Raw genomic sequence first — 22,194 nt, 5'->3', positions numbered from 1 at the left:
CACCACACTTGCTGGAATGGCCAACGCGTTGCCGCCGCATGCCTGGTTCTGCGTCAGCGCCGTGTTCCATTATCTGGGCCCGGCTTTCGCGGTGCTGCTTTTCGCCCAGGTCGGCGTCCTCGGCATGGCTTGGCTGCGCATCGCCACCGCCGCTGTCATCTTCGCCCCACTGACAAGGCCTTGGCGCGTCTTCGCCCGCGCGGATCGCGCTCAGCGGCTTCTGCTGCTGGCCTTCGGCATCTGCCTGGGGGTGATGAACTGCTCGTTCTATCTGGCGCTCGACCGCCTGCCGATCTCGCTGGTGGCGGCGATCGAATTCGTCGGCACGATCGCGGTCGCGGTGGTCGGCCTGCGCAGCCGGCGCAACTTTGCTGCGCTCGCCGTTGCCGTTGTCGGCGCCTTGCTGCTCATCGACGTGAAATGGTCCAGCGATCCGGTCGGCTTGTTCTGGGCCTTTTTGAATGGTGCCCTCTTCGTCGGCTACATCGTGATCGGTCACCGCGTCGCCAAGGCAGGCATCGGCATCGCCGGCCTCGGCACCGCCATGGCAGTCGCTTTCCTTATCGTGTTGCCCATCGGCTTTCGCGAGGCGCTGCCTGCCTTCTCGTCGCCGCAACTCCTCGTCGCCGCGATCGGCGTCGGCATCTGTTCCTCGGTCATCCCCTACATCTGCGACCAAATCGCCATGGCGCGGCTGCCGCGCGCGAGCTTCGCATTGATGCTTTCGCTCCTGCCGCTCACGGCAACGCTGATCGGCGTCGTCGTCCTGCGCCAGGTGCCCAGCGTCACCGACTGCATCGGCATTGCGCTGGTCATCGCCGGCGTCGCTTTCCACAAACCCGCTTTGGAGTGATCCGGCGACTGCGCCGTCGAGATGCGATGAGATTCAGGTCAGGCCGAGTCGAAAACGGCGGCTTCCGAGAACCGGAGCGGAGCGTACTCAAGTACATGAGCACCGGAAGCGGAGGAAACCATCGTTTGCAGCCCGGCCTTACCTGAATATCAACACACCTCAGGCCAGCTTCTCCTTCAGGAAAGCGATCGTCCGCCCCCAGGCGAGATCGGCGGCCTTCTTGTCGTAGCGCGCGGCCGAGGTGTCGTTGTTGAAGGCGTGATTGGCGCCGTCATAAACATAGACCTTGTATTCGACATGCGCCGCGTCGAGCGCCTTCTTGTAGGCGTCGATGCCGGCATTGGTCCTGCTGTCCAGCCCGGCATAATGCAGAAGCAGGGGCGCCTTGATCTTCGCGGCGTCCTCGGCCTTGGGCTGCATGCCGTAATAGGCGACGCCGGCGCTGAGGTCGGGCGCATGGACGGCAAGCTGGTTCACCGCGCCGCCGCCCCAGCAGAAGCCGACCGCCCCGACCTTGCCATTGGCGTCCTTGAGGCCCTTGAGGTAGGCGATCGTCGCCACGCCGTCGGCCGCTACCTGGGCAGCGTCGAGCTTGGTGAACATGTCACGCGCCTTGTCCTCGTCGGAGGGCGTGCCGCCAAGCGCCGATAGAAAATCCGGCGCCAGGGCGACGAACCCCTCCAGCGCCACCCGCCGGGCGACGTCGCGGATATGCGCGTTGAGACCCCTGTTCTCGTGGATGACGATGACGGTGCCGAGCTTGCCCGACTGATCCGCCGGCTTGACCAGATAGGCTTTCATCTCGCCGCTTGAGCCGGGATAGGTGATGTCCTCGCCCTGAACGCGGCTGTCGTCCTCGGCGACGATCGCGGCCTGGGCGGAATTGGCCGCCAGCATCGGCGCGATCGCGGCCGCCGCGGCGCCCGAGCCCGCCAGCTTGGTCAACTGCTCCATGAAGCGGCGGCGGTCGAGCGTCAGATGCGTGTATTCATCATAGGCATCGATCATCGCCTGAGTGATGACGGGCTGCGTGATGACGGGCTTGGCGACGGGTTCGGTCATGGCTGTCCTCGACGATTGGCGGGTGAACAGCAAGATAGGATCGAGAATTGCACGGTCCAGTCACGCCCGGGTAACGATCCCTTGGGGAGTCGTAGTAGAGCGGCTGCGCCGACAAGCCAGCTTGATTCATCACGTTTTGGTCATTTCCGAAAGTCTTGATGGTGCTGTCACATTAGGACGCGAAGCTGAGCCGCCTCGCCGATACGAATGACGAAAAGGGAAATGCCATGAACGTCCAGGACATCATCAACACCGTTTCCTCGAAGGCCGGCCTCGACGAGCCGACCACCGAGAAGCTTGTCGGCACCATCTTTTCCGTGCTGGAGCACGAGGCGGAAGGCACCAGCGTTTCGTCCTTCTTCGACCAGATCCCCGGCGCCGGTGCGCTGGCGCAGAAATACGACGTGATGGCCGCCGGCGCGGCGGCCAATTCGGGCGGCGGACTTCTATCGTCGCTGCAGGGCGCGCTCGGCGGCGTGCTCGGCGAAAAAGCCGGCGCGCTGATCAACGGCGTCGCCGTGCTGAAGGCGTCCGGCCTCGACATGACGCAGATCCAGCAGGCCGGCGAGACCCTGATCAAGCAGGCCGAGGCCGCCGCCGGCCCGGACCTGACCAACCAGGTGCTGGACCAGGTGCCGAGCCTGAGGGGCCATCTCGGGCTTTGAAGTGTTCCGAACAGGTCTTGGACGGCTCGGCCATTCGAGGGCGGGGCCGATCCGCTTCTGACGACCGAAGGCGTCCCGCTGGCGAAGCCGCTCAGTCCGCCTTGTGGGGAACGAGATAGTTCGTAGTTTTTGTGCCTCGGGTGATTGTTAGGACGGAATATCCAGGTGGCAGCGAATCGGTAAACGTGGCGTCAACCTCCCTGCACTGGCCAATAATTTCGCCGACAGGGGACTTAGCCAAACGATCCGCCAAGGCTGCTCTGCATTTATCGACGGAGTAGATTTGAGGCGCGATTTCGAGCGGCCGACAAGTCCACCCCGGACTGCACGAAAGCAAAACCATTATCGCTGACGCCTCCGGTCCCATTTAGCATTTTCCTGAGCGCTCATCCGACATGACAAAGGACAGTGCGATCAGGTCATCGACGTCGATGCCGCCGCGACCATTGTCCAAAATGTCGGCGACCTTCTGAAATGCGACCATATCATCCACGCTGACGTTGGCCGTCTGCATCCTCTCATGCAGACCCGCCACCTTGGTTTCCAGGGATCTGGAAGTTTCGATCATAGTTTGCCTCCGTTAGTATGTGTGCCGGGCGCCAAGCACGAGAGCCGCAAACAAGACCGGCCCGGCGAGGAAGCTGATTGCCATGACCACAAGCACGGCAACAGCCAATTGCTCTGTCTGCGCGGCAACGGTCGCGAAATCGTCATTTGTCGCAATGAGATCGAGGACACCGAGATCATCCCGGTGGGGAGCACTATTGTCGTTTCCCGGAACTGAGGCCACCGATAGATCAGGGTTGTCTCGGGAAGGCGTCCGTGCCGTAAGACAGGGATTGCGGGCGCTCATACGCATGTCATGGAGCTCCCGACCTACGCCGACTTGCGGTGCCTTTGGAAAAGGGCCAGCTTAGCCGAGTAGCCAAGGCGCAATTTGGTCTTGCAGTCATCGCACCTGAAGATGCTTACCGCCTTGAACCATGAACCGGTTTTGACGATCGGCGAGTGGCAGCTAGGGCACTCGTAACGGATGTTCACGTCTCGCAACTCATTGGAAATCGACACCGTCCACCTCTTGCCCGCCCCTCAATGGATGCCCGCCATCCGGCTGGGTGACGGGCATCCATAAACTGGCGATGAAGGGACTCATGGCCGCCAGTCGGGGACACAATGAGATAGCGGGCTATATGTTTCGTCCTTGGGACCAATGCTTGTGATGTGCGACTTCAGTCGGAACCGATAGCCGACTGGGGACTTGCACCAGGAACGAACCAACCGACCCTCCGTTGACCGACTGCCGGAAGCTCCCGCAACGGCGGTTGAGCACGAAGCAGAGGCTCCAGCGCTGGCGGGTTGCGCGCTGGAGCCGTCTTAAAAGGTTGGAGCGAAAAACGGAAGGCTATCGGCACAGTGTCCTGGAGGCTCGTTGGCTTCTCGCCGTACCCGCGTCGCTTCTCCTGACCGTCCTGCTGGCCGGCTTCTTGCTTCCGTAGCAGACCGGCCTCACCCGCACTTATTTCGGCAGCGTGTAGGCCATCACGTAATCGCCCGGCTTGGTGCCGACCGAGCCGTGGCCGCCGGCGACGATGACGACGACCTGGCGGCCGTCGGCCACCGTATACGTCATCGGCGTCGACTGGCCGCCCGCCGGCAGCCTCGCCTGCCAGAGCTGCCTGCCGGTGGTGAGGTCATAGGCGCGCAGATAATCGTCGACCGCGGCGCCCAGGAACGCCACGCCGCCTCCCGTGATCATCGGCCCGCCGATGCCCGGCACGCCGACCTTCAGCGGCAGGGGCAGCGGCGTCATGTCATAGACGGTGCCGTTGCGGTGCTTGTAGGCGATGTTTCCCGTCTTGAGGTCGACGCCGGCGACATAGCCCCAGGGCGGCGCCTGGCAGGGAATGCCGAGCGGCGACAGGAACGGTCCCATCACCACCGCGTATGGCGCGCCTTCGTTGCGGTTCAGCCCCTGCTCGCTGCCCTTGGTGTTGTCGCCCGGCGCCGGCACGTCCGCGCGCGGAATGAGCTTCGAGGTGAAGGCGAGGTAGGTCGGCATGCCGAACATCACCTGCCGCACCGGATCGACCGCGACGCCGCCCCAGTTGAAGACGCCGAAATTGCCGGGATAGATCAGCGAGCCCTGCAGCGAGGGCGGCGTGTAGCGTCCCTCATAGCGCAGCTTCTTCAACTCGATCCGGCACGCCAGCTGGTCGAACATGGTGATGCCCCACATGTCGGCGCCGGTCAGCGGCTTCGGATTGAATGAAAGGTCGGACGCCGGCTGCGTCGGCGAGGCATGATCGCCCTCGATCGCACCGCCGGGCGCGGGCGCTTCCTTGACCGGAATGATCGGCTCGCCCGTGCGCCGGTCGAGCACGTAGAGATCGCCCTGCTTGGTCGGCCCGACCAGCGCCGGCACCACGCCGTTCGCCGTGGTGATGTCGACCAGCGACGGCTGCGCCGGCACGTCCATGTCCCACAGATCGTGATGCACGGTCTGCCGCACCCATCGCAATTGTCCGGTGTTGAGGTCGAGCGCGGTGATTGAGGACGAGAATTTCTCGACATTGGCGCTGCGGCCCATGCCGAGCTGGTCCGGCGTCTGATTGCCGAGCGGCAGATAGAGCAGCCCGAGCTTCTCGTCGGCGCTCGCGGTGGACCACATGTTGGGCGAGTTGTGCGTGTAGTTCTGCCCGGCCGGCAGTGGCGTCGTCACATCCGGATTGCCGGAATCCCAGTTCCACAGCAGCGCGCCGGTGCCGGCGTCGAAGGCGCGGATGACGCCGGACGGCTCCTCGGTCGAGTAATTGTCGTTGACCGCGCCGCCGACGATGATCTTTCCAGCGACGATCAGCGGCGCCGACGTCGAATAGTAATAGCCCGACTTCGGATAAGGCATTCTGGCCATCAGGTTCAACGTGCCCCCCTCGGCGAAGGACGGACACACCTGTCCGTTCGCCGCGTCGAGCGCGATCAGCCTCGCGTCGGAGGTCGGCAGGTAGATGCGCGCGGCGCAGGGCTGGCCGGCGGCGATCTTGGCGTCGGCATAATAGGACACGCCGCGGCAGGTCTGGTGCTGGCGGTTGTTGTCGAGCTTGATCTTTGGGTCGTATCGCCATTTCTCCTGGCCGCTCGCGGCATCGATGGCGATGGCGAAATTATGCGGCGTGCAGATGTAGAGCGCGTCGCCGATCTTCAGCGGCGTCACCTGATAGGTCGTCTCTCCGATGTCGTCGGTGCCTTTCACGTCGCCGGTGCGGTAGGTCCAGGCCGGCCGCAGCTTGGCGACATTGTCAGGCGTGATCTGGTCGAGCGGCGAATAGCGCTGGCCGAAGGGCGTGCGGCCGTAGAAGTGCCACTCGCCGGCCGGCATGTCGCCGCCGAGATTGGCCGTCGCCGCCACCTTTTCGGTGCCCAGCGTGCCGCCGATATCCCTGGGGTCGGCTGTCATCGAATAACCGGCGACCGCGAGCGAGGCGAGCACGGCCAGGATCAGCGGCGCGCGCCCGTCCGGCCCCCGCAGACCTCGCCTTGCCCATGGCGTCAGCAGCCATAGGGCGATGAGCACGATGACACCGCCGCGCGGACCGAGTTGCCACCAGTCGAAGCCGATTTCCCAGACCGCCCAGCACAAAGTGGCGAGCACGAACAACGCGTAGAGCCAGAGCGACGTCGACCTGCGCCTGAACAGCAGCCAGGCGGTGATCACGAAGATAACGCCGGCGATCAGGTAGTACCAGCTGCCGCCCAGCACCGCGAGCCAGATGCCGCCGCCGCCGAGGATGAGACCGATGAGGAAAAGGACGAGGGAGGTGATGGTGACAGCCAAGACGGTGCTCCTTCGACTGTTGCGCCTTTGCGGCCGCTCTCAGGCGACGGCGAGCCGTCCCTGCCCTGCCGGCAGCTTTCCCTCACCCGCTCCGGCTGTCAAGTTGGGGCCAGACACGCAAAACTAGAACAAAACGTAGACAGTTCTGGTCTTTCGCTGCCGAATCACTACATTCGGGAGCGATGTCGGGCTTTTCCGAAGACATGCCTTTTTTCGATGAACCGAATGCGCGGCCGGCGGCGGCTCCATCCGGCATAGCCGCGCGCGCCATGGCGGCGCGCAGCGGCCAGAACGGCGCGCCCGATTATCTGAAGGGCCTCAACCCGGAGCAGCGCCTCGCCGTCGAGACGACCGAGGGCCCGGTTCTGGTGCTGGCCGGCGCGGGCACCGGCAAGACGCGGGTGCTCACCACCCGCATCGCGCACATCCTTGCCACCGGCAGGGCTTTCCCCTCGCAAATCCTGGCCGTCACCTTCACCAACAAGGCCGCGCGCGAGATGAAGCAGCGCATCGGCCACCTGATCGGCGAAGGCAATGTCGAAGGCATGCCGTGGCTCGGGACCTTCCACTCGATCGGCGTGAAGCTGCTTCGCAGACATGCCGAGCTGGCCGGGCTGAAGTCGGATTTCACCATCCTCGACACCGACGACGTGGTGCGGCTGATCAAGCAATTGATCCAGGCCGAAGGGCTGGACGACAAGCGCTGGCCGGCCAAGACCTTCGCCCAGATGCTCGACAACTGGAAGAACAAGGGTCTCGGGCCCGACGAAATAGCGGAAGGCGATGCGCGCAGCTTCGGCAACGGCAAGGGCCGCCAGTTGTACAAGGCCTATCAGGAACGGCTGCAGACGCTGAATTCCTGCGACTTCGGCGACCTGCTCTATCACCCGATCCGCATCTTCCGCGCCTATCCGGACGTGCTGAAGGAGTACCACCGCAGGTTCAAATACATACTGGTCGACGAGTATCAGGACACCAACACCGCGCAATACATGTGGCTGCGACTCCTGGCACAGCGCCCCAATTCTGGGCGTGGCCCATCGGCCGAAGGCCGCAAGTCCGACCGGGCGTCGGCCGGCCAGGCCGCCCCCGCGGAGGCCAGCGAGCGCCCGGTCGTGAGCGAAAACAAAGTCAACATCTGCTGCGTCGGCGACGACGACCAGTCGATTTATGGCTGGCGCGGCGCGGAGGTCGACAACATCCTGCGCTTCGACAAGGATTTTCCGGGCGCCACCATCATCCGGCTGGAGCGCAACTACCGGTCCACCGCGCATATTCTGGGCGCGGCCTCGCATCTCATCGCCCACAATGAGGGCCGCTTCGGCAAGACCCTGTTCACCGACCGCGACGACCCCGAGGACGACAAGGTGCATGTCCACGCGGCCTGGGACTCGGAGGAAGAGGCGCGCGCCATCGGCGACACCATCGAGACCTACCAGCGGCAAAAGCACAACCTCAACGACATGGCGATCCTGGTGCGCGCCTCCTTCCAGATGCGCGCCTTCGAAGACCGATTCATCACGCTGGGCTTGAACTACCGCGTCATCGGCGGCCCGCGCTTCTACGAGCGCTTGGAAATCCGCGACGCATTGGCCTTCTTCCGCGTCGTCGCCAACGGCGGCGACGACCTCGCCTTCGAGCGCATCGTCAACGTGCCGAAGCGCGGGCTGGGCGAAGCCACCATCCGCCAGATCCACGACACGGCGCGCGCCATGCGCGTCCCCATGCTGGAGGCTGCCGCAACGCTCGCCGAAAGCGACGAGCTGAAGCCGAAGCCGCGTGCGGCGCTGCGCGAGGTCGCAGCCAATTTCGAGCGCTGGCAGAAGGCGCTGGAAACCACCCCGCACACCGAGCTCGCCGAGACCATCCTGGAGGAAAGCGGCTACACCGACATGTGGAAGAACGACCGTTCGGCGGATTCGCCCGGGCGGCTGGAAAACCTCAAGGAGCTGATCCGCTCCATGGAGGACTATGAATCGCTGCGTTCCTTCCTCGAGCATGTCGCGCTGGTGATGGAGGCCGAGCAGGGCGAGTCGCAAGATGCGGTCTCGATCATGACGCTGCATTCTGCCAAGGGCCTCGAATTCGAGACCGTCTTCCTGCCCGGCTGGGAAGAAGGCCTGTTCCCGCATCAGCGCGCGCTGGACGAGGGCGGACGCTCCGGCCTCGAGGAAGAGCGCCGGCTCGCCTATGTCGGCCTGACGCGCGCCAAGAAGAACCTGCATATCTGGTTCGTCTCCAACCGCCAGATTCACGGCCTGTGGCAATCGACGATCGCGTCGCGCTTCGTCGACGAATTGCCCGAAACCCATGTCGATATCGCCGACAGCGGCAACAGCTATGGCGGTTACGGCAATCCCTATGGCGGCGGCGCCTTCGCTTCCGGGCGCGGTGGCGGTCGGCAGAATCCCTACGGCGCCTCGCGCTTCGACAATATCGGCGCCAAGGACCAGGGCAGCTTCTCCAACACCTATGCGACGCCCGGCTGGCAGCGGGCGCAGGCGAACCGCACCGAGGCGACCGACCGCAACTGGGGCACCCGCTCCGGCCACCAGGTGGAACGCATCGGCTATGGCGAGACAGACTCCGGCTACGGCGCCGGCCGCACCTCGGTGAAGGGCCGCACCATCGAGGGCGAGCTGGTCGCCAAATCCGTCGCCGACACGCCGTCCGCCTTCAATGTCGGCGACCGCGTCTTCCACCAGAAATTCGGCAACGGCAACATCGCGGCCATCGACGGCAACAAGCTCACCATCGACTTCGACAAGGCCGGCCAGAAACGCGTGCTGGACGGGTTTGTTACGGGGGTGTGACCTGCCCTCTCACCTGTACCTTGCCTGGTCTTACTTATGGCCGAGCAGCGACAGGATGATGATCAGCCCGTTGAAGAACTGCACGAGGACTCGGGCGAACGTACCGGCGAGCGCCATATCGCCGGCGGTCGCAGTCGTGTCCGCCGAGCGCTCTTCAATGCTGCATGCCCGCATCCCAGCGCTGGAACACCGCTCTGGTCGCTCTCTACGGCCGCCTTACGAACAACGGCAAGGCTCATAGGAAAGCCATCATCGCCTGCGTCAGAAAGCTCCTCATCTTCGCCAACGCCGTCGTCGAACGCCGCACCCCGTGGAGCAAAAGTCCACCCGCAAACCAAACCGCCTGAGCTGATGGTTGCGCTTCTCCCGCAAGGGAAGAAGGAAAGAACCTCCGCCTGTCACGCAACCATCACGTTCACGTCCTAGACCGCTCGACGGCCAGGGCTGGCCGCATCGTCGATGCCGCGCCTTTTTTGAGCCAATGGCTGCTCTGCTCGTCAAGAAGGGGATATCGATGAAACACCTTAACCGAACCGTCGCGCTCGGCGCGGCGCTTGCCCTGTTCACTGCCCTCACCCCGGCGCTCGCCGACGGCGTCGCCTATGTCAACAAGGGGCTGGTCGGCATCGGCCGCATTCCGGCCAGCCAGAAGGACAAGTTCGGCGAGACCTTCGGTTCAGGCTCCGGCATGGCGATCGACACCAAGTCCTGGGCGCGCGACGGCGCCGGCTACAAGGGCTCGCTCTGGCTGCTGCCGGACCGCGGCTACAATGTCGTCGGCACCACCAATTATCGCCCGCGCCTCAACACCATCTCGATCGAGCTGGCCCCGACCGCCCCCGACGTGGCGCCCGCCGCCGGACAGGAACAGACCGGCGTCAAGGCGACGCTCGCCGACACGATGCTTCTGACCGACGACAAGGGCGCAGACGCCACCGGCCTCGATCCGTTGAACGGTGTGCGCGAAGCCGCCGGCGGCATGCCGATCCTGCCGCAGGCCGACAACGGCAAGCTGGCGTTGGATAACGAGGCGATCGTGCGGCTGCCTGACGGCACGATGTTCATCTCCGACGAATATGGTCCCAACATCTACCGCTTCTCGGCCGACGGTCATCTGATGTCGGCGACGCAGCCGCCCGCGGCGCTGGTGCCGACGCGCCACGGCAAGCCGAACTTCGCTTCCGACAATCCCGGCCCGGGCGCCGCCGAGCCCGATCCGAAGGACCCGGAGACCGGCCGCCAGAACAACCAGGGCCTCGAAGGCATGTCGATGACGCCCGACGGCAAGTTCCTGATCGCCGTGCTGCAGTCGGCGGCGCGCCAGGACGGCGGCGATTCCGGCTCGACCCGCCAGAACACCCGCGCGCTGGTCTATGATGCTTCCGACCTCGCCCAGCTCAAGCTGGCGCACGAATATGTCGTGCCGCTGCCGGTGTTCAAGGATGCCAAAGGCAAGACCAAGGTGGCCGCGCAGAGCGAGATCGTCGCGCTCTCCGACAAGAGCTTCCTGATGCTGGCGCGCGACTCAGGCAACGGCCAGGGTCTCAAGGGCGACGAGTCGCTCTATCGCAAGATCGAGATCGTCGACCTTTCCGCCGCCACCGATATCGCCAACGGTCCGTTCGACGCGGCCGACAAGCCGGTCGCGCCGAAGGGCGTGCTCGACCCGTCGGTGGCGCCGGCCAAGCTCACCTCGTTCATCGACATCAACGACAAGGGCGAGCTCGGCCGCTTCGGCCTGCACAATGGCGCGCCGAACGACAAGGACAACCTTTCTGAGAAGTGGGAGGCGATGTCGCTGGTCTCCGTGCTCGATCCGAAGCTGCCCGACGACTATTTCCTGTTCGTCGCCAACGACAACGACTTCCTCACCCAGGACGGCTTCCAGGTCGGCGCTTCGTACAAGGCCGAGGATGGAGCCGACGTCGACACTACCTTCCTCGTCTATCAGGTGACGCTCCCCGGCCTGTCTGGGAACACTGTCGCCGGCCAGTAACCGGCGACGGGCGATTGCCTGTCATCCCGCTGATCCTGAAAAGGATGCACGACCATCAGGCCTGCGATACCATCGCGGGCCTGATTCATTTTCGGTGCTGCCATGGATGACAAGAAGCCCACCCGCCGGCGGACCGGCGACCTGACCAGCGGCCCCATTCCGCGCACGCTGCTTCTGTTCGCCCTGCCGGTGCTGGGCTCCAACGTGCTGCAGTCGCTGAACGGCTCGATCAATGCCGTCTGGGTGGGCCGTTTCCTCGGCGAGGCGGCGCTGACGGCGACCTCCAACGCCAATCTGGTGCTCTTCCTCATCCTCGGCACCGTTTTCGGCATCGGCATGGCCGCGACCATCTTGGTGGCGCAGGCGGTCGGCGCCCGCGATCTGCCGGAAGCCAGGCGCATCGTCGGCACCAGCGCCACCTTCTTCTTCCTGGTTTCGGCGGTGTTCGCGGTCTGCGGCTGGATCTGGGTCGACGCCATCCTCACCGGGCTCGGCACGCCGGCGGATGCCTTGCCGCTGGCGCGCGCCTACCTGCGCATCATCTTCGTTGCCGTGCCGATGATGAACCTTTTGTCCTTCGTCATGACCGTGCTGCGCGGCGCCGGCGATTCGCGCACGCCGTTTGTCTTCATGGCGCTGGCGGTCGTCCTCGACGTCGTGCTCAATCCCCTGCTGATCCGCGGTATCGGCCCCTTTCCGGAGCTCGGCATCGCCGGCTCGGCGACTTCGACGCTCATAGGCCAGACGGTCAGCGTGATCGCCATCCTGATCGTGCTTTATGCCCGCAAACACCCGCTGCGGCTCGCGGGCGCTGATCTCGCCTTGCTCAAGCCCGACCCGGCCCTGCTGCGCATCGTCGTCTTCAAGGGCATCCCGATGGGCCTGCAGATGATCGTCATCTCGGCCGCGGCATTGACCGTGATGGGCATCGTCAATTCCTATGGCTCGCAGGTCGCCGCCGCCTACGGCATCGCAGCCCAACTCTGGACCTATATCCAGATGCCGGCTCTGGCGATCGGCGCCGCCGTCTCCTCGATGGCGGCGCAGAATGTCGGCGCCGGTCGCTGGGACCGCATCGGCAAGGTCGCGGCGTCCGGCGTCGGCTTCAACCTGGTGCTGACCGGCGCGCTGGTGGCGCTGCTCTTCGTCTTCGACCGAGCGGTGCTCAGCCTGTTCCTCAGCAACGACAGCGCCGCGATCGACATCGCCGCCCACATCAACAGGATAGCGTCCTGGTCGTTCATCCTGTTCGGCATCACGATCGTGCTGTTCGCCACGGTGCGCGCCACCGGCGCCGTCATGCCGCCGCTTATCATCCTGATCATCTCGGTGTTGATCATTCGCACCGGCTTTGCCTATTCCATGCGCAGCGTCATCGGCCAGGAGGCGCTGTGGTGGAGCTTTCCGGCGGGCTCGATCGCTTCGCTGGTGCTGGCCGCCGCCTATTATCGCTTCGGCCGCTGGCGCACGATGCACATGATCGAGGATCGGCCGGCGGCGGGCGAGCCGCCCGACACCGGCCTTGGCATGCCGCGCCAACGCGCGCAGCTCCTGCCGGAGACCGAATAGCCAAGACCTACCGTGCGTATCTGACGCCAAAGCCGAGCGCGACCAGCGAGAAGACGATGATCATGCCGGCAAAGGCCAGGCTTGCCACGGTGGCGCTCGCCAAGCTGGACAGGATACCGATGCCGATCACCGGCAGCGCGTTGCCGCAGAAGCAACAGATGAAGAAGGCCGACACCACCTCGGCGCGGCGGTCGGCCGGCGCGATCTGGTTGACCACTTGCAGGCCGCCGCGATAGCCAAGCGCCGCCGCCACGCCGCAGACCGCCGTCGCGGCGATCATGAGCGCCATCGAGGCGTAGACCTGCGCCGCCACGATCAGCGCCACGGCGGGGATCATCAGCGCCAGCGCCGCGAGCATGGTGGAGCGGCTGGAGAACCAGGCGGTGCCGACGATGGTGATGGCCGCCACGCTCGACAGCTCGAAGAAAAGCCCGCCGGCTTCGGCATGATTGGTCACGTGCAGCTGCTGCGCGAGAATGCTCGGCGCCAGCGCGGCGTAGAAGCCGACCAGCGCCATGGCGCCGAAACCGGTCACCGCCGGCGCCACGAACTGCGCGCGGATACCGTCAGGCACCGAAAGCCGCGGCCGCAGCGGGACGTCGGAGAACCGTCTAGGCCTAGAGACGGTTTCCCGCGTGCGCCAGATCAGCAGGGTGACGAGCCCAAGCAGGACGAGATAGACGGCAAATGTCAGCCTGAGCGGCCATGGCGCGTATTGGGCGAGCACCCCCGCCACGAGCGCGCCGGCCCCGAGGCCGACAAAGTTGGTGCTGGTGGCGATGACGGCGGCGCGCGACTTGTCCTTGCCTTCGATCAGTTCGGCCAGCCAGGCGGTACCGGCGCCTGCGCCGACGCCGATGCCGAGCCCGCTCAGGACGCGGGCGATGTCGAGCCAGGCGAGGTCTCCGGCGAAGAGGAAGGACAACGCGCTGACCACCGCAACAGCCATCGCGGCAAGCGCGGCGGGGCGGCGGCCGACGGCATCCGAGAGACGGCCGAAAAACAGCAGCGCCGCCAGATTGCCGACCACATAGACGGCATAGACCAGCGTCAGCGTGATCTGCGAAAAGCCGAATTCCTGCTTGTAGATCACGTAGAGCGGGGTCAGCGCGGTGCTGCCGGCAAAGAGCGCGGCGATCATGGCGGCGACGGCGGCCTTTGCGGCGGCCCCGTCAAGCTCATTCTCACGCGTCATGGTTTGAGCGTCGCTGGCCATCGGCACCTCCGGCGTGCAAGCCCAACGCCTATGTAATGGCGCTGTTCCAGCCACCGACCCCCCTCCTGACAATCCTGACAGGATGGTCTTGCGAGGAATCCTCGCGTAGCTTTGTCAGCCCACAGGGAGGAACCATGGGCCAGGGACGGGTCGAGGCATTTACCGATGGCGTCGTCGCCATCATCATCACCATCATGGTGCTGGACCTGAAGGTGCCGCACGGCGAGGATTTTTCAACACTTCTGCCGCAGTGGCCGATCTTCTTCTGCTACGTGCTCTCCTTCATCAATGTCGGCATCTACTGGAACAACCTGCACAACATGTTCCACACCGTGCAGCGCGTCGACGGACGCGTGCTATGGGCCAATCTCAACCTTCTGTTCTGGCTGTCGCTGATCCCGGTGACCACGGCGTTCATGGGAGAGAACCATTTCGCGCCTGCGCCGGTCGCCGTTTATGGCATCGACCTCGCGCTCTGTGCCGTCGCCTACGCCATCCTGATCATCAAGCTTCGCCATCTGCATGGCGCCGACACGACCTTCGCCAAGGCCGTCGGCCACGACAAAAAGGGCAAGATCTCGCTGGCGCTCTACATCGCCGCCGTCCTGCTCAGCTTCCTCAACCAGTGGATCAGCGTGGCGATCTATGTGCTGGTGGCGACTATCTGGTTTGTGCCGGACAAGCGCTTCGAACGGTTGGTGGAGAAATAACGCCTATTTCCGCATCACTTTCAGCTTTTCCGCCACAGAGGCGGCAAGATCGGCATAGCGTTCCTCCAGCCGTTCGGCTGCCTTGATGATCGGAAAGTCATGGCCGAACTTCTCCAGCGCCAGCCGCAGCTTCTCGGCGAAATCCGCCTGCTGCTCCAGAGCCGCGAACAGCGTCTTCACCTGCGCCTCGCTGATGTCGGGATTGGCGAGCATCTTCGGCACCTCGCGGCTCATCTGGTCGCCGTTGACGGTTTGCTCCTTCAGAATTCCGATCCAGTCGGTCAAATACCGAACTCCTTTTTGGCACACCATGCGCGGCGAGCGCCGCCATGGTCAACCCGTTGCGGCCGTTGCCGTCAACCCGTTGCGGCCGTCGCCGTCAACCCGTTGCGGCTGTTGCCGTCAACCCGTTGCGGTCGTTGCGGTCCCATGCGGGACGAACCGGTCTTGCCTCGGCGACGTCCGGCGTTAAGTTCGGTCCGACCCTCATAAGGATGGAAACCATGACCAGCGACGCCCAGATCCAGATCGCCCTGCCTGCTTTCGCTTCCGGCAACGTCGCCGTCATCACCGGCAGCGCCAGCGGCATCGGCCTTGCCGCCGCAAAACGGTTCGCGGCGATGGGCATGAAGGTGGTGCTGGCCGATATCGGCGGCGTGCGCCTCGACCAGGCAAGAGAGGCGGTCGCGGCGATCTCCGGCGACGACGCCGTGCTCCCAATCCCCACCGACGTCTCCAGGGCGGAGGAGGTAGACCGGTTGGCGGATCTCGCCAACGGCGCCTTCGGCGCGGTGTCGGTGCTGATGAACAATGCCGGCGTAGGCAACAATCCGGGCAAGCCCTGGGAGAACCGCGACGCCTGGAAGCGGCTGCTCGACATCAATTTCTGGGGCGTCGTGCATGGCGTCGAGGCCTTTGCGCCGCGCATGCTCGCGGCCGGCAAGCCGGGCCTGATCATCAACACCGGGTCCAAGCAGGGCATCACCACGCCGCCCGGCAACCTCGCCTACAACGTCTCCAAGGCCGGCGTGAAGACGTTTACCGAAGGGCTGGCGCACGCATTGCGCAACGAACCCGGAGCAAAGGTTTCCGCCCACTTGCTCATCCCCGGTTTCACCTTCACCGGCCTGACGGAGGGAGCGACTGAAAAACCCGCCGGCGCCTGGACGGGCGAGCAGGTGATCGACTTCATGCTGGCATCGCTGGTGGACGACGATTTCTACATCCTGTGTCCCGACAACGATGTCGCGCGGCCGACGGATGAAAAGCGCATGGCCTGGGCGATCGGCGACATCATCGAGAACCGCCCAGCCCTGTCGCGCTGGCATCCCGATCACAAGGACGCGTTCGCGGCCTTCATGAACCGCTGACAGTTCTGTCATGCCGCAGTTTTCTTCTTGGGGCCGCTCTTCCCCCCAACGGCTTTCTTTGCGGCCGCCTGAGCGACCTTGCGATTGTCCCTGGACCCGGTCTTCCCGGCCACGGTTCTGTCGGCGGCGGTTTCGACGATCTTGCGGTCATGCCGTTTTGCTGCCGCCTCGCATTTCGCGCGGATTTCCTCGACCTCGGATTCCGTCAAGTGCTCGATGCCGATGAAATGATTGTGGGCGCGGCCGACCCTGATCAGCTCGTCGAGCTTGGCCTGGATTGCCGCGCCGTCGCGGTTCTGCGTGTTCTGGATCAGGAACACCATCAGGAAGGTGATGATGGTGGTGCCGGTGTTGATGACGAGTTGCCAGGTGTCCGAGAAGCCGAAGAGCGGTCCGCTCAACGCCCATGCAACCACGATCAGCACGCAGACGGCGAAGGTAGACGGCAGGCCCGCCAGATGCGCCACCCGGTTGGCTATCCGCGTAAAAACTTTCTCGATCATGCAAGTCCCTCGAACCGTAGCTGCGCAGGCATTTGCGAAGAAACAAGCTGCCGCCGCTCCGGTTCCCAGGGACCGGATTTTCCTGTCCGCACGCGGCTGCAATCGACCACACGCAGAAAGCGCAGGCGCGTGAAAAAACACCTTATCCGTTTGTTTGCAATAGTGCCGGTGCAGGCCAGAAAGCCTGTTCCTTCCGCTTCACGGCGGTTTACCTCCAAGCCCCTTCCGCTGCGCCACCCCCGCATGGCGGAAGGGGCGCTCACGATCAGAGCGCGGTGCATGACCATCGAAACGCCCCGTCCTGTCACGCGTCACCTCTCCTCCAGACTGTTTGGCAGCGCCGCGTACCTCGGCTTTCTGCTGGTCTGCGCTCCGGCAGAAGCCGATCCCGCGACCGATCCGACGATCACCGGCAGCATAGAACAGCACTGGACCACCAACGCGCTGGACAGCGATCGCGCCGTCGCCGACTGGTACACGCTGCTGCGTGGCTCGATCGACCGGCAATGGGGCGATGCCGACGCCAATGCCAGGGTCCATGCCGATTTCGAGGCATCGCGCTACAACAGGGTCTCGATCGAGGACGACCGCTCGCTCGCGCTGTCGGCGCAAGCTTTCCGGCGCCTGGAGACAGGGCTCGAGCTGCGCGGAACGCTCGATTATCGCGTGCAGAGCACCGGCGACGATCTCGAGATCGGCCCGTTCATTATAGGCACGCGTGAGCTGAAGCAGATCCTCAGCGTTCAAGGGCAGATTGGCATCGATCTCGGCAATGCGACTTCGCTCACCATCGAGGCCACGGAAACCATCGAGAAGGTCGGCGACACCCATTTCCAGGACGATCTCATTTCGCCCACCAAGCTTCACGCCGACCGCATCCTTTCCCAGATGGCGGCAAGATTGACGCGAACCGTCGGCGAATACGCGTTCGGCGGCTCGACATCGGCGTTGCTGGCTTCAGTCGAACGTGTCGGCTTCCCGCCGCTCCAGCTTTCCTTTTTCCAGTACACCGCGCAGGCCGAGGCGGCTTTCAAGGGCAAGGACGGCTCGAGTTTCGGCCTGGCGCTCGGCGTGCAGTATCTGCGCGGCGCGGACGGGATCTACCAGCGCGTCCTGCCGGCCTGGCAGGCAAATTTCGTCCAACCGCTGCCGAAGGGATTCGAGCTGCGCGGCACCTGCTTCGCCCGCTACGAAACATCCGACACCGACGACCCGCTCGCCTCATGGCTGCGCCGTGCCGAACTCGAGCTCGGCTTGAAGCTGCGCGAAAATGTTGCCGTCGGCACCGGGATCTTTGCTCAGCTCAAGGACAATCTGCTGCTCGAAAATGTCGAGCGCAGCAAGGGCGTCTATGCCGAAGCGACCTGGGGCGCCACCAAGTCGCTGAACATCGTGTTCCGTGTCGATTACTCGCAGAAAGTAAAGACCATTCTCGACGAGCATGAAAACACGGTCGACGCCTTCGTCGGCGTGCGTACCAATATTTGATTCGTCCAACGCAAATTCCAGGGCGCAAAACCGCACATAGTTCTACTGGCCACATAGTCCTGCCGGATTGTCGTGAAAACGACAGACAGGAGGACGTGCGAGCCCCTCCTGTCTGGTGCGGATGCTAGCGATCCGCGCTTCTGCTCAGTGCTTCTTCAGCGAGTAGTTGTTGCTGCCGACATTGACACCGATCCCGCTGAGGATACCGGAAACGACATTGGTCTTGTTGCCGTTCAGAATGCCCGAAACGACGTTGCCGTTGAGGATGTTGTTGTCGTTGAGCGCACCATTCAACGCGCCGAGATTGACGTTCGGCGACACGTTGATAAGGCTGCCCGAGCTACCACCCCAGCCACCGGCATAGGCGCCGGCGGACGAGAAGGAAACAACTACAGCTGCGGTGAGTGCAAATACGAACTTCTTCATGACTACTCTCCTTTGTTGCTTTCGGTGTTTCCTTCAACTTCACCCCGATATTACCTCCGAATTGACTTGTACATTTTGCGGAAATGCTTGCAACCGCAGAGTGGTAACTCCAATATATACACTTCGTTTTCCAATTTTTAACGCTAATCTTTTACGTTAAAAACCTTGGTTACGGACAATGGTAAATAGATCGGGGAGAGATGGATCAGAGGGTATTGTCTTCCCAGCGATCGAGAAAGGCTTCGATCGGCATGACTTGCATGTCGGGAATTGCGCTCGCCAGTTTCTCGGGCGCCCAGTCCCACCAGGCGAGGACTTCGACACGCGCCGCGACTGTCGCGGAAAACCGCCGGCGCAGCGGCTTTGCCGGAACCCCGGCGACGATCGTATAGGGCGCGACGTCATGCGTCACAACGGCATTGGCGCCGATGACGGCGCCGTTGCCGATCGCGACGCCCGGCATGACGACCGCGCCATGGCCGATCCAGACATCGTGGCCGACACTGACCGATTTTGCCTGTCGGCGCGCACGAAATTCGGCGTCGACGCCCAGCCAGCGGAAATACTCGTTCGGCCGGTAGCTGACCTTGTGCTGCGTCAGCCGCTCGATCGGATGCTCGAGCGCGTTGATACGGCTGTTGGCGGCGATCGAGCAGAACTTGCCGATCGTCGTGTAGATCGCCTCGGAATGGCGTTCGAAATAGGAAAAGTCGCCGACCGTCACCTCGCGCAGGATCACCCGCTCGCCGATCGAGGCATAGCGACCGAGCTTGCACGCCTTCAGCTCCGCGGTCGGGTGGACGCGCGGCTCGGGGTCCTTGAGGACGAGGTTTTCAGGACGATCCATCGTGGGGCTTTACGCTCGCGGGGACCGCCCCGCAAGCGTGACCTGTTCCCCGGCAAGCCTGTCGGAGCCTATTGCGGCTTGCCCTTCGTCCACACCACGTTCTGGCCGTAAAGCGGCACGGTCGTCACCGACATCTTCGCCGAGCCGTTCTGCACCTGGCGCGAATGCGACAGATAGATCAGCGTCTCGTTCTTCTTGTCGTAGATGCGGTTCACCACCTGCTTCTTCCAGATCAGGCTGAGGCCCTGCTTGAACACCTCCTCGCCGCCCTCGCCCATGTCGATGTCGCCGATGGTGATCGGCCCGGTCTGGCGGCAGGAGATCGAGGAATCGGAGGGATCCTCGAACCAGTTGCCCTTATGCAGCCGGTCGATGATGCTGCGGTCGAAATAGGCGACATGGCAGGTGACGCCGTCGACCTTCGGGTCCTTGATGGCGTCGACCATGATGTCGTTGCCGACCCAGTCGACGCCCACTTTGCCCACTTCGTCAGCCATGGCCGCGCCGGCGCTCAGGGCAAGACATGCGGCGAACAAGCCAATCAGTTTTCGCAAGGAAGCCTCCACGGTTCACGTTTGCCGGTGTCAGGTGGGACAGGATCGTGGCGTTTGCAAGCCGCCCCGATGACTCACAACGAGGCTAAGCCTGCCGGAAGGCCAGCATCTGCCGCAACACATTCGACTTCAGCACAAAGTGCTGGACGAGCGCGCCGGCGATGTGGAGCAGCACCAGATAGAGCAGCACATTCTTGCCGACGACATGGCACCAGGCCCGCGCCGGGCACCTGCAGGAACCATGCCGCGGCGCCGGAAAGCGGCACGATGAAGATGAGCGCGTAGATCGCCAGATGGGTGATCTTGGCGAGCAACCGCAGCGCCGGATGCTCCATGCCCGACACCGGCGGGACGCCACGCGCTGCCCGCAACCACAGCCGCCAGGCCGCAAGGACCAGCACAGCAAGGCCGAGCACGATATGCATATAGGCCAGCGGCCAGTCGCCGGCGGCGGCTTCCTGGCCGCGGCGCAGCGCGCGCCACACATGCTCCATGCCGTCATGGGCGACGAACTGGACCAGGATGAGCGCCGCGACGCTCCAATGCAGCCACATCTGGGTCTTCGAATAGGACGATATCGGCGCACGGGCCATCGATTGCTCCATCACCAAACTCCTATGGGAGATAGTTGGAAGGCAAAGCCGTTCAAATTAAGGATCGGCAAGGCTTCGCGCCGCGACCGGCATGCCCGGCCGCTTGCGGCAACGCGACATCTTTGCGCGCCCGGCGTGGACCCGCTAAGACTGTCGCCAAACTTGGCTTCCTGCCAAGGCAATGGCGACGGACATTCACTGATGATGCGTTCAATCCTGGTCGGCATTCTCGTCCTGATGGCGGCGGGTATCGGCTGGCTGACATTCGACTGGTACCGGGGCCATTATGGCGGCGAGCCCTTTGGCGCGCCCTTCACGCTGGTCGACCAGAAAGGCGAGCCGATCACCGAGGCCGCCTTCAGGGGCCATCCGAGCGTCGTCTTCTTCGGCTTCACCCATTGCCCGGAAGTCTGCCCGACGACCCTGTTCGAGCTGGCCGGCTGGCTGAAGACGATGGGCGACGGCGGCAAGAACCTCAACGCCTATTTCGTCACCGTCGATCCGGAGCGCGACATGCCGGAGACGATGAACACCTATGTCAGCAACTTCTCCGACCGCATCACCGGCATCACCGGCGATCCGGACAAGGTGCATGCCATGGCCAAGGCTTTCGGTATCTACTGGAAGAAGGTCGATACCGGCGACGGCGACTACACGATGGACCATACGGCTTCGGTGCTGCTGCTCAATGCCAAGGGCGATTTCGCCGGCACCATCGCCTATGGCGAGAACGCCGACACCGCTGTCGCCAAGCTGAAGCGGCTGGCTGCCGGTGGGCAAACATGATGGGCCAGACCCGGCTCCATCTCACAGCCAACAAGGTCGAGGCCGACCGCATCTTCGCGGCGCTGGACGCCGCCTTCGAGGATGACGGCCTGCCGATCGCCGTGCGGGAACTCGACGAGGAAAAAGACATCCACGAAGTGTCGCTCTATGCCGATGGCGACGTCGATCCGGTCGAAGCGCGGGTCAAGGATCTCCTCGCCGGTCTCGGCCTGCCGAAGCCCGTCGAGCGCGAGGTCCTTCCCGACGTGGACTGGGTGTCGCGCTCGCTGGAAGGCTTGAAGCCGGTGCGCGCCGGCCGCTTCCTGGTCCACGGCTCGCACGACCGCGCCAAGCGCCACGCCGGCGACCTCGCCATCGAGATCGAAGCCGGCCTTGCCTTCGGCACCGGCCACCACGGCACGACCGCCGGCTGCCTCGAAATGCTGGAGGACGTGGTGCTGCGCGAGCGGCCGCGCAACGCGCTCGACCTCGGCACCGGCAGCGCGGTGCTCGCCATCGCGCTCGCCAAGCTCGCGCATGTCCCGGTGCTGGCGACCGACATCGATCCGGTCGCCGTCCGGGTCGCCGCGGCCAATGCCCGCCTCAACCATGTCAAGGCGCTGGTCGAGACGGTCACGGCGCCCGGCTTCCACAATCCGATCTTCGCCAGGCGCGCGCCTTTCGACCTGATCGTCGCCAACATCCTGGCCCGACCGCTGATGCGGCTGGCGCCGGAGATGGCCAAGCATATCAGGCTCGGCGGTTCGCTGGTGCTCTCCGGCATCCTCGACCGGCAGCGCGACGCGGTGATCTCGGCCTATGTCGGCCAGAGCTTTCGGCACGTCCGCACGCTGCATCGCGAGGGCTGGGTGACCATCCATCTCAAGCGTTGAGACCGGCAAGATCCGTCCGATCTGGCCCTGCCGAAATCG

21 protein-coding genes are annotated in these 22,194 nt (G+C 64.1%); 10 read left to right on the top strand and 11 right to left on the bottom strand.

Going from position 1 to position 22,194, the window contains the following annotated elements; translation table 11 throughout:
- Positions 1-16 precede the first annotated feature (16 nt).
- Positions 17-853, top strand: a complete 837-nt coding sequence (locus FJW10_RS27030) for a DMT family transporter (protein WP_140902338.1) — start codon at positions 17-19, stop codon at positions 851-853.
- Positions 854-1,012: 159 nt separating this feature from the next.
- On the opposite strand, the gene FJW10_RS27025 is transcribed toward FJW10_RS27030, so the two are convergent.
- A complete protein-coding gene (locus tag FJW10_RS27025; protein ID WP_140902335.1) occupies positions 1,013-1,915 on the bottom strand; it encodes a dienelactone hydrolase family protein in 903 nt (300 codons plus the stop codon).
- A 227-nt stretch (positions 1,916-2,142) separates the two neighbouring features.
- Between FJW10_RS27025 and FJW10_RS27020 the strand changes: the two genes are divergently transcribed.
- A complete protein-coding gene (locus tag FJW10_RS27020) occupies positions 2,143-2,580 on the top strand; it encodes a hypothetical protein (RefSeq protein ID WP_140902334.1) in 438 nt (145 codons plus the stop codon).
- Positions 2,581-2,947: 367 nt separating this feature from the next.
- Here FJW10_RS27020 and FJW10_RS27010 read toward each other — a convergent pair whose 3' ends face one another.
- The gene (locus FJW10_RS27010; protein ID WP_140829077.1) at positions 2,948-3,148 is read right to left on the bottom strand and encodes a hypothetical protein; all 201 of its coding nucleotides are present in this window, start codon (positions 3,146-3,148) and stop codon (positions 2,948-2,950) included.
- A 948-nt stretch (positions 3,149-4,096) separates the two neighbouring features.
- Positions 4,097-6,412, bottom strand: a complete 2,316-nt coding sequence (locus FJW10_RS27000; protein ID WP_140902332.1) for a glucose/quinate/shikimate family membrane-bound PQQ-dependent dehydrogenase — start codon at positions 6,410-6,412, stop codon at positions 4,097-4,099.
- A gap of 182 nt (positions 6,413-6,594) precedes the next feature.
- Here FJW10_RS27000 and FJW10_RS26995 point away from each other — a divergent pair, with 182 nt between their 5' ends.
- Positions 6,595-9,225 carry a UvrD-helicase domain-containing protein gene (locus FJW10_RS26995; protein ID WP_140902331.1) on the top strand — a complete coding sequence of 877 codons (2,631 nt, stop codon included), beginning with the start codon at positions 6,595-6,597 and terminating at the stop codon, positions 9,223-9,225.
- A 30-nt stretch (positions 9,226-9,255) separates the two neighbouring features.
- On the opposite strand, the gene FJW10_RS30585 is transcribed toward FJW10_RS26995, so the two are convergent.
- Positions 9,256-9,399 (bottom strand): hypothetical protein, encoded by a 144-nt coding sequence (locus FJW10_RS30585; RefSeq protein WP_181177679.1) that lies wholly within the window; start codon positions 9,397-9,399, stop codon positions 9,256-9,258.
- Between the two features lie 340 nt (positions 9,400-9,739).
- On the opposite strand from FJW10_RS30585, the gene FJW10_RS26985 reads away from it, so the two are divergent.
- Both FJW10_RS26985 and FJW10_RS26980 read left to right on the top strand, forming a co-directional pair.
- Complete coding sequence (locus FJW10_RS26985; protein ID WP_140902330.1) at positions 9,740-11,221, top strand: esterase-like activity of phytase family protein; 1,482 nt, start codon at positions 9,740-9,742, stop codon at positions 11,219-11,221.
- A 102-nt stretch (positions 11,222-11,323) separates the two neighbouring features.
- Complete coding sequence (locus FJW10_RS26980) at positions 11,324-12,790, top strand: MATE family efflux transporter (RefSeq protein WP_140902329.1); 1,467 nt, start codon at positions 11,324-11,326, stop codon at positions 12,788-12,790.
- Between the two features lie 7 nt (positions 12,791-12,797).
- Here the strand turns inward: FJW10_RS26980 and FJW10_RS26975 are convergent, their stop codons facing one another.
- Complete coding sequence (locus FJW10_RS26975) at positions 12,798-14,006, bottom strand: MFS transporter (protein ID WP_140902328.1); 1,209 nt, start codon at positions 14,004-14,006, stop codon at positions 12,798-12,800.
- Between the two features lie 134 nt (positions 14,007-14,140).
- On the opposite strand from FJW10_RS26975, the gene FJW10_RS26970 reads away from it, so the two are divergent.
- Positions 14,141-14,716 (top strand): TMEM175 family protein, encoded by a 576-nt coding sequence (locus FJW10_RS26970; RefSeq protein WP_140902327.1) that lies wholly within the window; start codon positions 14,141-14,143, stop codon positions 14,714-14,716.
- A gap of 3 nt (positions 14,717-14,719) precedes the next feature.
- Here the strand turns inward: FJW10_RS26970 and FJW10_RS26965 are convergent, their stop codons facing one another.
- Positions 14,720-15,001, bottom strand: a complete 282-nt coding sequence (locus tag FJW10_RS26965) for a hypothetical protein (protein ID WP_140829058.1) — start codon at positions 14,999-15,001, stop codon at positions 14,720-14,722.
- A 218-nt stretch (positions 15,002-15,219) separates the two neighbouring features.
- Here FJW10_RS26965 and FJW10_RS26960 point away from each other — a divergent pair, with 218 nt between their 5' ends.
- The gene (locus FJW10_RS26960; protein ID WP_140902326.1) at positions 15,220-16,086 is read left to right on the top strand and encodes an SDR family NAD(P)-dependent oxidoreductase; all 867 of its coding nucleotides are present in this window, start codon (positions 15,220-15,222) and stop codon (positions 16,084-16,086) included.
- An 8-nt stretch (positions 16,087-16,094) separates the two neighbouring features.
- On the opposite strand, the gene FJW10_RS26955 is transcribed toward FJW10_RS26960, so the two are convergent.
- Complete coding sequence (locus FJW10_RS26955; protein WP_181177677.1) at positions 16,095-16,589, bottom strand: low affinity iron permease family protein; 495 nt, start codon at positions 16,587-16,589, stop codon at positions 16,095-16,097.
- Here FJW10_RS26955 and FJW10_RS26950 point away from each other — a divergent pair.
- The gene (locus FJW10_RS26950; RefSeq protein ID WP_246674379.1) at positions 16,545-18,077 is read left to right on the top strand and encodes a hypothetical protein; all 1,533 of its coding nucleotides are present in this window, start codon (positions 16,545-16,547) and stop codon (positions 18,075-18,077) included. The two genes, FJW10_RS26955 and FJW10_RS26950, sit on opposite strands and share 45 nt — an antisense overlap.
- Before the next feature lie 144 nt (positions 18,078-18,221).
- On the opposite strand, the gene FJW10_RS26945 is transcribed toward FJW10_RS26950, so the two are convergent.
- The 4 genes from FJW10_RS26945 to FJW10_RS26930 all read right to left on the bottom strand — a co-directional run bounded on the left by FJW10_RS26945 (position 18,222) and on the right by FJW10_RS26930 (position 20,509).
- Positions 18,222-18,503 (bottom strand): hypothetical protein, encoded by a 282-nt coding sequence (locus tag FJW10_RS26945; RefSeq protein ID WP_140829050.1) that lies wholly within the window; start codon positions 18,501-18,503, stop codon positions 18,222-18,224.
- 205 nt (positions 18,504-18,708) lie between these two features.
- On the bottom strand, positions 18,709-19,350 hold the full coding sequence (locus tag FJW10_RS26940) for a DapH/DapD/GlmU-related protein (RefSeq protein WP_140902324.1): 642 nt from the start codon (positions 19,348-19,350) through the stop codon (positions 18,709-18,711).
- 68 nt (positions 19,351-19,418) lie between these two features.
- The gene (locus FJW10_RS26935) at positions 19,419-19,847 is read right to left on the bottom strand and encodes a CreA family protein (protein WP_224600994.1); all 429 of its coding nucleotides are present in this window, start codon (positions 19,845-19,847) and stop codon (positions 19,419-19,421) included.
- A gap of 131 nt (positions 19,848-19,978) precedes the next feature.
- Positions 19,979-20,509: a cytochrome b/b6 domain-containing protein gene (locus tag FJW10_RS26930; protein ID WP_140902323.1), complete on the bottom strand. Its 531-nt coding sequence runs from the start codon at positions 20,507-20,509 to the stop codon at positions 19,979-19,981.
- Between the two features lie 189 nt (positions 20,510-20,698).
- Here FJW10_RS26930 and FJW10_RS26925 point away from each other — a divergent pair, with 189 nt between their 5' ends.
- A complete protein-coding gene (locus tag FJW10_RS26925; protein ID WP_140902322.1) occupies positions 20,699-21,283 on the top strand; it encodes an SCO family protein in 585 nt (194 codons plus the stop codon).
- Positions 21,283-22,155, top strand: a complete 873-nt coding sequence (locus FJW10_RS26920) for a 50S ribosomal protein L11 methyltransferase (RefSeq protein WP_140829555.1) — start codon at positions 21,283-21,285, stop codon at positions 22,153-22,155. Before FJW10_RS26925 ends, FJW10_RS26920 begins: the two co-directional genes overlap by 1 nt.
- The last annotated feature ends 39 nt before the right edge of the window (positions 22,156-22,194 follow it).

Origin of the sequence: Mesorhizobium sp. B4-1-1 (assembly GCF_006439375.1) — a bacterium.
GTDB lineage: Bacteria > Pseudomonadota > Alphaproteobacteria > Rhizobiales > Rhizobiaceae > Mesorhizobium.
This window is presented reverse-complemented; position numbering and strand designations above follow the sequence as displayed.

What these genes read in the sequence shown, in the direction of transcription:
- FJW10_RS27010 (WP_140829077.1), bottom strand. Translation starts at nt 3,148, where the DNA reads ATGATCGAAACTTCCAGATCCCTGGAAACCAAGGTGGCGGGTCTGCAT.
- FJW10_RS26925 (WP_140902322.1), top strand. Translation starts at nt 20,699, where the DNA reads ATGATGCGTTCAATCCTGGTCGGCATTCTCGTCCTGATGGCGGCGGGT.
- FJW10_RS26975 (WP_140902328.1), bottom strand. Translation starts at nt 14,006, where the DNA reads ATGGCCAGCGACGCTCAAACCATGACGCGTGAGAATGAGCTTGACGGG.
- FJW10_RS26945 (WP_140829050.1), bottom strand. Translation starts at nt 18,503, where the DNA reads ATGAAGAAGTTCGTATTTGCACTCACCGCAGCTGTAGTTGTTTCCTTC.
- FJW10_RS26940 (WP_140902324.1), bottom strand. Translation starts at nt 19,350, where the DNA reads ATGGATCGTCCTGAAAACCTCGTCCTCAAGGACCCCGAGCCGCGCGTC.
- FJW10_RS26950 (WP_246674379.1), top strand. Translation starts at nt 16,545, where the DNA reads ATGCGCCACCCGGTTGGCTATCCGCGTAAAAACTTTCTCGATCATGCA.
- FJW10_RS27020 (WP_140902334.1), top strand. Translation starts at nt 2,143, where the DNA reads ATGAACGTCCAGGACATCATCAACACCGTTTCCTCGAAGGCCGGCCTC.
- FJW10_RS26955 (WP_181177677.1), bottom strand. Translation starts at nt 16,589, where the DNA reads ATGATCGAGAAAGTTTTTACGCGGATAGCCAACCGGGTGGCGCATCTG.
- FJW10_RS27025 (WP_140902335.1), bottom strand. Translation starts at nt 1,915, where the DNA reads ATGACCGAACCCGTCGCCAAGCCCGTCATCACGCAGCCCGTCATCACT.
- FJW10_RS27030 (WP_140902338.1), top strand. Translation starts at nt 17, where the DNA reads ATGGCCAACGCGTTGCCGCCGCATGCCTGGTTCTGCGTCAGCGCCGTG.
- FJW10_RS26935 (WP_224600994.1), bottom strand. Translation starts at nt 19,847, where the DNA reads ATGGCTGACGAAGTGGGCAAAGTGGGCGTCGACTGGGTCGGCAACGAC.
- FJW10_RS30585 (WP_181177679.1), bottom strand. Translation starts at nt 9,399, where the DNA reads ATGCGGGCATGCAGCATTGAAGAGCGCTCGGCGGACACGACTGCGACC.
- FJW10_RS26980 (WP_140902329.1), top strand. Translation starts at nt 11,324, where the DNA reads ATGGATGACAAGAAGCCCACCCGCCGGCGGACCGGCGACCTGACCAGC.
- FJW10_RS26985 (WP_140902330.1), top strand. Translation starts at nt 9,740, where the DNA reads ATGAAACACCTTAACCGAACCGTCGCGCTCGGCGCGGCGCTTGCCCTG.
- FJW10_RS26995 (WP_140902331.1), top strand. Translation starts at nt 6,595, where the DNA reads ATGTCGGGCTTTTCCGAAGACATGCCTTTTTTCGATGAACCGAATGCG.
- FJW10_RS26930 (WP_140902323.1), bottom strand. Translation starts at nt 20,509, where the DNA reads ATGGAGCAATCGATGGCCCGTGCGCCGATATCGTCCTATTCGAAGACC.
- FJW10_RS26960 (WP_140902326.1), top strand. Translation starts at nt 15,220, where the DNA reads ATGACCAGCGACGCCCAGATCCAGATCGCCCTGCCTGCTTTCGCTTCC.
- FJW10_RS26920 (WP_140829555.1), top strand. Translation starts at nt 21,283, where the DNA reads ATGGGCCAGACCCGGCTCCATCTCACAGCCAACAAGGTCGAGGCCGAC.
- FJW10_RS26970 (WP_140902327.1), top strand. Translation starts at nt 14,141, where the DNA reads ATGGGCCAGGGACGGGTCGAGGCATTTACCGATGGCGTCGTCGCCATC.